Origin of the sequence: Hydrogenophaga sp. (assembly GCF_048549895.1) — a bacterium.
Lineage (GTDB): Bacteria > Pseudomonadota > Gammaproteobacteria > Burkholderiales > Burkholderiaceae_C > Hydrogenophaga.
The window spans coordinates 1-8,050 of record NZ_JBLYYB010000124.1 but is presented as its reverse complement, the minus strand read 5'-3'; the positions used below and the strand labels follow the sequence as shown (position 1 = coordinate 8,050).

At 63.8% G+C, this 8,050-nt stretch carries 8 protein-coding genes; 4 read left to right on the top strand and 4 right to left on the bottom strand.

Annotation, left to right across the window (positions count from 1 at the left end; genetic code table 11):
* Both ACN4F8_RS12925 and ACN4F8_RS12920 read right to left on the bottom strand, forming a co-directional pair.
* A partial coding sequence (locus ACN4F8_RS12925) for a hypothetical protein (protein ID WP_419473965.1) occupies window positions 1–216 on the bottom strand: 216 nt, incomplete at its 3' end.
* Window positions 217–879: 663 nt separating this feature from the next.
* Entirely contained in the window at window positions 880–1,245 is a 366-nt protein-coding gene (locus tag ACN4F8_RS12920) for a thioredoxin family protein (RefSeq protein ID WP_419473964.1), read from the bottom strand.
* Between the two features lie 101 nt (window positions 1,246–1,346).
* Here ACN4F8_RS12920 and ACN4F8_RS12915 point away from each other — a divergent pair, with 101 nt between their 5' ends.
* Both ACN4F8_RS12915 and ACN4F8_RS12910 read left to right on the top strand, forming a co-directional pair.
* Window positions 1,347–2,045, top strand: coding sequence for a haloacid dehalogenase type II (locus ACN4F8_RS12915; protein ID WP_419473963.1), 699 nt, complete (start codon window positions 1,347–1,349; stop codon window positions 2,043–2,045).
* 71 nt (window positions 2,046–2,116) lie between these two features.
* Complete coding sequence (locus ACN4F8_RS12910) at window positions 2,117–4,330, top strand: malate synthase G (RefSeq protein WP_419473962.1); 2,214 nt, start codon at window positions 2,117–2,119, stop codon at window positions 4,328–4,330.
* A 467-nt stretch (window positions 4,331–4,797) separates the two neighbouring features.
* On the opposite strand, the gene ACN4F8_RS12905 is transcribed toward ACN4F8_RS12910, so the two are convergent.
* The gene (locus ACN4F8_RS12905) at window positions 4,798–6,300 is read right to left on the bottom strand and encodes an ATP-binding protein (RefSeq protein ID WP_419473961.1); all 1,503 of its coding nucleotides are present in this window, start codon (window positions 6,298–6,300) and stop codon (window positions 4,798–4,800) included.
* A gap of 99 nt (window positions 6,301–6,399) precedes the next feature.
* Here ACN4F8_RS12905 and ACN4F8_RS12900 point away from each other — a divergent pair, with 99 nt between their 5' ends.
* Entirely contained in the window at window positions 6,400–6,693 is a 294-nt protein-coding gene (locus ACN4F8_RS12900) for a hypothetical protein (protein WP_419473960.1), read from the top strand.
* Here ACN4F8_RS12900 and ACN4F8_RS12895 read toward each other — a convergent pair.
* Complete coding sequence (locus tag ACN4F8_RS12895; RefSeq protein ID WP_419473959.1) at window positions 6,678–7,451, bottom strand: M48 family metalloprotease; 774 nt, start codon at window positions 7,449–7,451, stop codon at window positions 6,678–6,680. The genes ACN4F8_RS12900 and ACN4F8_RS12895 overlap by 16 nt on opposite strands.
* A 122-nt stretch (window positions 7,452–7,573) precedes the next feature.
* Between ACN4F8_RS12895 and ACN4F8_RS12890 the strand changes: the two genes are divergently transcribed.
* A complete protein-coding gene (locus ACN4F8_RS12890; RefSeq protein ID WP_419473958.1) occupies window positions 7,574–8,002 on the top strand; it encodes an Lrp/AsnC family transcriptional regulator in 429 nt (142 codons plus the stop codon).
* The last annotated feature ends 48 nt before the right edge of the window (window positions 8,003–8,050 follow it).

The following is an 8,050-nucleotide window of genomic DNA, read 5'->3' as shown; positions in this document are numbered from 1 at the left end:
CTCCGCCAGCGAGCGCATCGAGAACCGCTCGGCCAGCATCGAGGCGCTGGGCAACTTGAGCATCACCACGCCGGTGCTGGTGAACGCGAACGACCACATCACCCACACGGTGGTGAGCGACGCCACCACGCACCACACCGTGTACCACACGCCGGCAGGCGCGCTGGACAGTGCCGACGTGGCGTGGAGCACCACCAAGCCGTACGTCTTTTTCACCAACGACTACGACCTCTTCCAGCGCCCGTGGCTGCTGCCCAAGACCAGCGCCTACGCCGATCCGGCTTTCAAGACCTACTACCTCGGTGCCCTGCCCTTCGTGGAGGGTCACGCACAGGCTGTGAGCGACGGGGAGTCCAGCCACAGCGTGTGGGTGGGGGACGCCTTTGCCTATGGCCGCAGCTCACCCATCTGGGCGCACTTCGGCATGAGCGCACCCACCTGGGACGCGCCCGGGCAGATGCCGCGCACCATCACAGACTCAGAAACCGGCTGGACGCAAATATGCGCGGCTGGTCTACGAGAACCTGGCGGGCACCGACGAAGCCACCTACCGGCTCAAGACCGACCTCGTGATTTACCGAAAGATGGAAGGCGCTTCGATCCGGTCCCTGATGGGTCCAAGAACTGTTTCGTGCGCCGACCAGTCTGCGCAAGCCTGGCCGCAGTCCCGCTGGGCAGAAGGCAACTACCTTCCGGTGCAACAGGAGATGGACACCCTCCTTGCCGCCTGCGAAGCCAAGGTGGTTGCGTCGCTGGACGAGCTGCTTCGCGATTGATCCATCTGAAACTGGGAACATCCAGGCAAACCCCGCGGCAAGCGCCAAGTCGGCGCCTTCGGCAAGTTCCCACAGTTGGCTGCGGTTGAATGCTCCAACGCGTTCAACCTGTCGCTTGTGCAAACGCCATGACCCGCCCGATCAGCGCCTGCATCTCACTGTCGGGTTCGAGAGGCGACAACCGCCCGGTCAGGGCCTGCTGCACCAGCCGCTCCAGCGTCGCGCGGTGCGGCAGCAACGGTCCGTAGAACAGCAGCGCCCCGTCGTGCACCAGCAGCACCGTTGGAAAGTCCTGCACATCGGTGTCACCCAGCACCTCGGCGTGGTCTTCAATGTCCACCCACAGGGCACGAACGCCCGGCAGGGCGTCAACCAAGCTTTGCGGCACAGGGCGGTAGTCGCGGCAGGTGCCGCACCAGTCGGCACACAGGCAAACCACCAGCAGCTGTGATTCGGAGGAGGAAGGCATCGTCAAAGTGTGCCCGAAACATGCATTGCATTCATAAAAGTCACTGATCCTGGTCAAAGTCGGTCATCAATGCCTGTGAAAGTCTGCAATACAGTGAACAGATGCAAAAACCCCGCGCAGTCCTCTTCGACGCCTACGGCACGCTGTTCGACGTGTACAGCGTGGGCCTGCTCGCCGAGCAGCTGTTTCCAGGACAGGGCGCGAGACTGGCAACACTCTGGCGCGACAAGCAGATTGAATACACGCGGCTGGTGACCACCAGCGACCACGGCGCGCACTACCGGCCGTTCTGGGCGCTCACGCAAAGCGCATTGGCCTACGCCATCAAGACGATCGCGCCCGAGGCGCGCAGCGACTGGCCCGCCTTTGAAGAGCGCGCCGCGCGGCTCATGAACCAGTACCGCCACCTCTCGGCTTTTCCGGAAAACCGCGCCGTGCTGCAGGCGCTGCGCGAGCGCGGTGTGGTCACCGGCATCCTCAGCAATGGCGACCCCGACATGCTGGGCATTGCGGTGCGCAGTGCGGGGCTTGAGGGTCTGCTCGATCACGTGATCAGCGTGGACCCGATCCGCAAGTACAAGACCCACCCCGAGGCTTATGCGCTGGGCGAGCAGGCCACCGGCCTGGCCTGTGGGCAGATCGCGTTCGTGAGCAGCAACGCCTGGGACGCACTGGCCGCCACCTGGTACGGCTACCGCACGCTGTGGGTGAACCGACAAAATCTGCCCTTTGAAGAACTCGGCACCCAGCCCCACCGCACCGGCAGCCAGCTGAGCGATGTGCTCGCCTTTTTTGACTGATTTCCTTTTTCCACCCTTCCCACCATCCCGTTCGGGCTGAGCTTGTCGAAGCCCTCACCAGAGAACCCACCATGACAACCCGCACCCAGATCCACGGCCTTCAAGTCGCCACCGTTCTCGCCGACTTCATCAACCAGCAGGTGCTGCCCGGCACCGGCGTGAGCGAATCCGCCTTCTGGGCGGGCTTTGACGCCATCGTGACCGACCTCGCGCCCAAGAACGCTGCGCTGCTGGCCGAGCGCGACCGCCTGCAGACCGAGCTGGACACCTGGCACGCGGCCCACCCCGGTCCCATTGCCGACATGGCGGCCTACCGCACCTTCCTCGAAGGCATTGGCTACCTCGTGCCCCAGCCCAAGAAGGTGAAGGCGACCACGAAGAACGTGGACGACGAGCTGGCCGTGCAGGCCGGCCCCCAGCTCGTGGTGCCGATCCTGAACGCGCGCTATGCGCTCAACGCCGCCAATGCGCGCTGGGGTTCGCTGTACGACGCGCTCTACGGCACCGACGTGATCTCGGAAGACAAGGGCTGCGAGAAGGTGGGCAAAAAGGGCGGCTACAACCCCAAGCGCGGCGCCAAGGTCATTGAATACGCACGCCATGTGCTGGACCGCACCGCGCCGCTGAAGAAGGGCTCACACGTGGGCTCCACGAGCTACAAGATCAACAAGGACGGCGAACTGGTGGTGGGTCTGGCCGAAGGCGGCACCAGCAAACTGGCCGACAAAGCTCAGCTGGTGGGCTACCAGGGCGACGCCAAGGCGCCCAGCTCGGTGCTGCTCAAGCACAACGGCCTGCACCTCGACATTCAAATCGACCGCAACACACCCATCGGCAAGACGGACGCCGCCGGCGTGAGCGACCTGGTGCTGGAGGCCGCGCTCTCCACCATCCTCGACCTGGAAGACTCCATTGCCGCGGTGGACGCCGAAGACAAAGTGCTGGCCTACAGCAACTGGCTCGGCATCCTGCAGGCCACGCTGACCGAGTCGGTGAGCAAGGGCGGCACCACCTTCACGCGCGGTCTCAACGCCGACCGCGAATACACCGCACCCAACGGCAAGCAGAACGCGGTTCGCCTGCACGGCCGCTCGCTCATGTTCCTGCGCAACGTGGGCCACCTCATGACCAACCCGGCCATCCTCTGGGGTGCGGAAGGCAAAGAGATTCCCGAAGGCATCCTGGACGCGGTGGTCACCACCACCATCGCCCTGCACGACCTCAAGCGCACGAAGAAAGACGCCATCCGCAACTCGCGCAAGGGCTCGGTCTACATCGTCAAACCCAAGATGCACGGCCCGGCCGAGGTGGCGTTTGCCGCCGAACTCTTTGGCCGCGTGGAGCAGCTGCTCGGCCTGCCCGAGAGCACGGTCAAGCTCGGCATCATGGACGAAGAGCGCCGCACCTCGGTAAACCTCAAGGCCTGCATTGCCGCGGCTTCCAGCCGCGTGGCCTTCATCAACACCGGCTTCCTGGACCGCACCGGCGACGAGATGCACAGCGCCATGCTGGCCGGCCCCATGGTGCGCAAGGGCGACATGAAGACCAGCGCCTGGATCCAGAGCTACGAGCGCAACAACGTGCTGGTGGGCCTGAGCTGCGGCCTGCGCGGCAAGGCACAAATCGGCAAAGGCATGTGGGCCATGCCCGACCTGATGGCCGAGATGCTCAAGCAGAAGATCGGCCACCCCAAGGCCGGCGCCAACACCGCCTGGGTGCCCAGCCCCACCGGCGCCACGCTGCACAGCCTGCACTACCACCAGGTGCTGGTGAGCGACGTGCAGAAGGAGCTGGAGAAGATCAACGCCAACAAGGAACGCGACAACCTGCTCACCGGCCTGCTCACCATCCCCGTGACAGCCACGCCGAACTGGAGCGAGGCCGAGAAGCAGCAGGAGCTGGACAACAACGTGCAGGGCATCCTGGGCTACGTGGTGCGCTGGGTCGACCAGGGCGTGGGCTGCTCCAAGGTGCCCGACATCCACAACGTGGGCCTGATGGAAGACCGCGCCACGCTGCGCATTTCCAGCCAGCACATCGCCAACTGGCTGCACCACGGCGTGGTGACCGAAGCACAAGTGACCAAGACCTTCGAGCGCATGGCCGCTGTGGTGGACGGCCAGAACGCGGGCGACAAGCTCTACCAGAAGATGGCCGGCAACTTCAAGACCAGCAAGGCCTACCTGGCTGCGCTGGACCTGGTGTTCCAGGGCAAGGCCCAGCCGAGCGGATATACCGAGCCGCTGCTGCATGCATGGCGCTTGAAGGTGAAGGCGGCCGCCTGATCCCCGCATTCACTCCCTCTCCCTCTGGGAGCGGGCAGGGGTGAGGGCTCCCGGCGAGCCAACCCGTCAACGCGGCGCCTTCGGGCGCCGTTTTTCTTTGGCTTGTCGAATGTCCTGTTTTGCTTAAAAAGCTGGCAACAAGATAATGAGTAGGGCAAAAGATCTTTGTTTTACAGGGACTTTTCTTGGTTTTGGATTTCATTATCCAAGCCGAAAAATAATGAACAAGCCCTGAAACCGCTTCAACCAAGCCGCCGGACTGACCGTCCCGAGCGGCTCCATTCTTCGCACAAAACAGCCAGCCGACCGCCCTGGGTGACATGCGCCGCCACAATCTGGCTGGCCAACGTCGCCATGTTGCCTTGGGCCTGGGGTTCGGCCCACTCCGGTGGCAAGAGCACCCTGCTTATATTTTCAGCAGAAGATAATGGCCATCAGCGTAAGTGATTGACTGGAAAGGATTTATCTCAATTTTCGCTTTCAATATCAAAGCCCCAAGATAATGAGTTTTGCCCTTTTCCGTCTTTGGACGGCTTGGTGTAACGCGCCTGCTGGCGCGACGCAGCAGGCAAAGGCTCCAGCAAGCCTTGGCTCACCCAGTTGCGCAGCTGGCGCGAGGCCGTCAGGGTGTCCCAGCCGGCAATCTCGCGCAAGTTGGCGTTGCCAATAGGCCCGTTCCGGTCAATCCAGTCGTCCACCTCGTCCCACACACTGGGTCGCTCCAGGTTCAGCAACGTCACGGTCACCGTCTCCACCGCCGCGTCGGGCGACTGGCGGTACTGCGGCGGATAGAGCTTTGCAGCCGCCATCTCCGAAAACATCATCTTCACGCCCTCGCCCGCGTCGATGTTGGGCGCCACCGGAAACTCACGCAGGTTCTGCGCAATCAGCGGGTTGCGTGCCTTGCTGCCTACCTTGTCGATGTTGTCGGCCGTGATGCGGCCCGGAAACAGGCCGGGGCTTTCCACCTCGATGCGGTCGTCAAAGATGCGGACGAAAATGTCGCGGTTGAGCCGGTAGTCGCGGTGAATCACCGCGTTGACGATAGCCTCTTTCACCACCCGTTCCGGGTACACGTGCTTGGCCTTGAAACCGCTGCCCGCCAGCGTGAGCCCGGCGGCCAGCTCGTCCAGCACCAGCTTCACCGCCTCGTCAATCTGGTGCACCAGCGGCCCGCGCACCGTCTTGGCCGGCTTGCGCAGGTTGGGTGTGGCGCCGGGCACCGGCTGCTTGCCGTCATACACCATCACGCGGATATCGGCCCGGGTATCGTGCGCAGCCAGCAGGCTGCCCGGCTCGTCGGCAAACAGCAAAACAGCTGCGCGCGAGGGGCGTACCTCACCGTCCACTTCATCGGCCAGGCCAATGCGCAACAACTGCTCGGCAAACGTGCCGGAGCGCAACCCCCGTGCCGCCACGAAGGTACGCCATGTGTCGGTTTCCAACAGTGTCAGTTTTACCGGCACCGTTTCGGCCACCGCACTGCGCACGCCGCGCTGGTAAGCCAGCTCGGCAATCTCGGCTGCGCTCAACATGCGGTTGCTCGCATCCATCCGCGTCCAGGTGCCGTTGTTCACCACAGAGTGGATCTGGTCGCTCTTCTCAACCCACAACACCACCACATGGCCCGCATGCCCGTTGTGCAGCGTGCAAGGCAGACGCATCCAGTGCAATCGGGTGATGGGCGGACTAAAGCGTGTCAGCAACTCTGCGCGAAAGTTGTCGAACCCCTCCAGGTTTTCTTCGATGCCGAACAGGCGACTCTGCTGCTTGTCGCCGGGCTTCATCGCCTTGGCATCGCCCACACCGATGACCAGAAAACCTCCCTCGGTGTTGGCGAAAGCGCAGACCGCTTCGTACATCCGGTGCTGTTTGCCGCTGATGCGTTTGAAATCGAGAGTTCGACTCTCGGGCCTCGCGAGCAAGGTCGCCAAGCTCGTCGCGGCCTGCGCTGGCGGGTGGTCGATCATTCTGCTCATCCTCCTGTGCCGCGCATTGTGCCCGCTGTGTTTTCAGTCATTGATTTCCAAGAAGACAAACACACCCGACGAAGACAGGACAATCCATCCATGCAACTCCAATACCTCCTCTTCGACGCCAGCGACGACGGCGAAGGCACCGGCACCTGGGACGCCATGGCCAGCGTGCGCGCAGAGCAATTGCCTGAGGTGATGAACGAGGTGCAGGCGGTGCTCGCCTGGGCTGAGCAACACAGCCCCGGCCCGCGCGGCCCGCTCGACGACGGCGGCGCCTGGGACGCCGACCAGCAGATACAAACCGAAGGCGATTGGACCACCGTAACGCTCACGCTCACCGGGCCGTGGGCCTGGGGTGAGGCGCTGGTGGCTCACTGCGCGGACTGAAGCGGTCGACCTGCGCCGACCGCATCCACCGCCGCCTGCGCCTTCTCCAGCCGCGCGCGCAACTCCGGGTGCGTGGTGCCCATCAGCAGGTTCAGAGCCGACGGCGTGGTGCCGTGGATTTTGGCCAGCACGCTCACCATGGCTTGCGGATTGCGGCCCACGGCGCGCAGCAGTGCGATGGCGCGCACATCGGCGGCGTGTTCCTGCGCGTGCAGTTGCTGCTGCGCCTGGCGCGCCAATCTTGAGCGGGGGTTGAACATTTCGAGCGCCATGCGGTCGCGGGCGTCTTCAAAGCGCATGGCGGGCTGCCCCAGGCGTTGCAGGTTGGTGCACGCCTCCACCAAGGAATCGTGGCCCTCGATGTGGGCGAGTTCGTGTGCCATCACCGCGGCCAGTTCATCGTCCGAGAGGTCTTCTTTTTGGCTCCACATCGCGCTGGTGAGGATGACCATGCCGTGGTCGGCGGCGTAGGCGTTGAGGTCTTTGTCTTCATAGGCCAGCAGGTGCACGGCCGGGCCCCGGCGCAGCTTGGGTGAGGCGGCCACGAGGCTGGCGAGCATGTGGTGCAGGCGCTTTGGTGCGGCCACCACCTCAAAACGCTCCATCAGCTCGGTGATCTGGATTTCGTCGAGCACACGCAGCTCGTGGGCGCGCTCGGGTTCGTTCACGCAGGTGTCCTGTGCCATCGCCGCAGCGCTGGTGATCAGCCCCGCCACGGCGAGACCAGCAACCTGAAAAAAACGAACCATACTGTTCATACCGTTTCCTCAACCCGGTTGTACGCCGGTGCAGGGGCGATGAACAGCGCGCGGGCGACGGACGGCAAAACGATCGGGTGCCGGCCGAACCCACTGGCCCGCCAGTTGCTTGGGGCAGTGCCATGACCCAGAACCCACCCACGCAGGCCGCCGACATCGGCCTGAGCAAGCTCGACACCGCCCTGCTCAACATCCTGGTCAAGGACGGCCGCGCTTCGTTTGCCGACATCGCGCGCCAGCTCGGCATCTCGCGGGCGCATGCGCGCTCGCGTGTGCAGGGCCTGCAGGCCAGCGGCGTGATCGAGTTGTTTGCCGCGGTGATCAACCCCGAGAAGCTGGGCCAGGTGAACTCGACCTTTCTGGACATCGTGGTCGCACCGGCCGCCATCGAGCGCATCGCGCAGGAGCTGGCCGACTGCGCCGAGGTGGTCAGCCTCTACATCATGAGCGACCTGAAAAGCCTGCACGTGCACGCGCTCACCGGGAGCCCCGAGACGTTCGAGGCCTTCGTGCTCGACTTTGACACCGACAGCACGCTTGCCGTCAAATAAAATTACGTCAGTCAATGCACCTGTCAAAATCGTAATATTGCTACGTGG